The sequence below is a fragment of the Micromonospora sp. NPDC049799 genome (genome assembly GCF_040656655.1).
Taxonomy (GTDB): domain Bacteria; phylum Actinomycetota; class Actinomycetes; order Mycobacteriales; family Micromonosporaceae; genus Micromonospora.
This window is the reverse complement of the sequence record NZ_JBFAMU010000652.1, coordinates 1-2,407: the sequence shown is the minus strand read 5'-3', so window position 1 is coordinate 2,407 and position 2,407 is coordinate 1. Positions and strand designations below refer to the sequence as shown.

Here is a 2,407-nt window from a genome sequence, read left to right as displayed (position 1 = left end):
CCGGCGTCGCCGACCGGCTCACCCTGGCCGGCGGCCCCTGGGGGGACCCGGTCGGTTCGGCCCTGGCCCTGCCCCTGCCGTCCGCCGAGGCGGACCAGCCGCTGGGGGTGCTGCTCGTCGGAGTCAGCCCGAGCCGTGGGCTGGACGAGGCGTACCGGTCCTTCTTCCACCTGCTGGCGCAGCAGGTGGCGGTCGCGGTCCGCAACGCGTCGGCGTACGAGGAGGAGCGGCGGCGCGCCGAGGCGCTGGCCGAGCTGGACCGCGTGAAGACGAGCTTCTTCACCAACGTCAGCCACGAGTTCCGTACTCCGCTGACCCTCATGCTCGGTCCGCTGGCCGACGCCCTCAACGATCCGGAGCATCCGCTGCCGGCCGCGCAGCGGGAGCGGGTGGACACCGCGTGGCGTAACGCCACCCGGCTGTTGACGCTGGTCAACAGCCTCCTCACGTTCTCCAGCCTGGAGGCCGGCGGGGCGCGCAGCGAAGCTCGCGAGATCGACCTGCCGGGCCTGACCGCCGAACTGGCCAGCGTCTTCCGGGCCGCCATCGAGCGGGCCGGTCTGCGGCTGGAGGTGGAGTGCCCGCCGCTGCCCCGCCCGGTCGCCGTCGATCCGGTCAACTGGGAACGCATCGTCACGAACCTGCTGTCCAACGCCTTGAAGTACACGTTCGTCGGCCGGATCCGGGTGGCGGTGGAGGCCGACGACGAGGAGGTCCGGCTGGTCGTCGCCGACACGGGCATCGGCATCGCCCCGGAGGACCTGCCCCGCCTGTTCGAACGGTTCCACCGGGTGCAGGGCGCCCGCTCCCGCAGCCACGAGGGCACCGGCATCGGCCTGGCCCTGGTACGGGAACTTGCCCGCCTGGAGGGCGGCGACGTGCGGGTGGAGAGCCGGGTGGGGACGGGGGCCACGTTCACCGTGGCGCTGCCCTGGGCGGCGGTCGGTCGGGACGCGCCGTCCGCGACCGACGCCCCGGCCCGGGGCCGGACCGCCCGGGCCGCCGTCCAGGAGGCGGCCGGCTGGTTGACCGACGCGGCGTCGGCATCGGCGACCACCTCCGCGTACGAGGCGCACGGGGCCCGAATCCTGGTCGCCGACGACAACGCCGACATGCGCGCGTACCTGGCCCGCCTGCTCGCCGGACAGGGCTGGCGGGTGGAGACCGTCGGAGACGGGCGCGCCGCCCTCGCCGCGATCCACCGGGACCCGCCGGACCTGGTGCTGACCGACGTCATGATGCCCGACGTCGACGGCTTCGAGCTGGTCCGCCGGCTGCGCGACGAGCCGTCGACCCGGGCCCTGCCGATCGTGGTGCTCTCCGCCCGCGCCGGCGGCGACGCCAGCGTCGTGGGCCTGGACCTGGGCGCCGACGACTACGTCGTCAAGCCCTTCGCCACCGCGGAGCTGATCGCCCGGGTGCGGGCCGTTCTGCACGGTGCCCGCGCACGGGCGCGGCAGTCGGACGCCGACGGCACGCCCACCGACGGCAGCACGGTCCGCGTGCCGGAGGACCCGGCCAACGCCACCGCCGTGGTCCGGCCGCCGGCGACCGGTCGGGGTGACACCCCAGTGGTACGCGGAACGGCCGGATCACCACAGGCCGCCGCGCAGCCCGCTTCCGCCGTCGACGCGGGTGCGGCCTCGCCGAGTCTCGGCGGGAACGGCGTGCGGCCGCCCGTCGAGGTGGAGGGCGCCGGCCGGCAGCCGTGGACGGACGTGGACCGTTACGGCCCGGTGACCGCACTGGACACCGGTTGGACGTACCCGTCGGAGCCCACCTCCGCTTCGGCCATGCGCCGCGACGTGCGGACGGCCCTGGAGTCGCTGGACGTGGACCCGGGCATCGTGCAGGACCTGCTGTTGGCCGCGTCCGAGGCGGTCAACAACGCCGTGGAGCACGCCCAGCGGCCGACCCGGCCGGAGGTGCGCGTCCGGCTGCGGGTGTCCGACGGCACGGTCCAGATCGCCGTACGCGACTTCGGGACCTGGCGGGACCGCCGCCCGGCGATGGATCGGGGCCGCGGCGCGACGCTCATGAACGCGTACGGCGACGTGCGGATGATCTCCACCGGCGAGGGCACCACCGTCACCATCGAGCGCCGGCTTCCCGAGACCGACGCCGCGAATCATGGAGTAACCACCAGCCACCCCTAACCGCCCTGGTTGAGCATGAGGTTAGCGGGGTGAGATGTCCGTTTCGCACCCGCCGCTGGGGGCGGGCTTGGAGGGAGATCTTGGTAGGTAATGGCCCCTGGAGGGGCCATTACCTACCAAGATCTCTTCGCATGACGGCCGTGGTGTCCGGTTTGGGGTGGGGTGTCGGGTGGTCGGGGCCACCCCGGGGGTGGAATCCGGGGCGGGGGCGGGTCGTTGTACATGGCAGACCGCGCCACCCTGGGCGGCGC

General features: G+C 74.2%; 1 protein-coding gene. It reads left to right on the top strand.

Annotated features, from left to right (window positions below):
• Positions 1–2,156 (top strand): ATP-binding protein (locus tag AB0I76_RS27790; protein ID WP_357041461.1); only part of this gene is annotated, 2,156 nt, incomplete at its 5' end.
• Positions 2,157–2,407 lie beyond the last annotated feature (251 nt).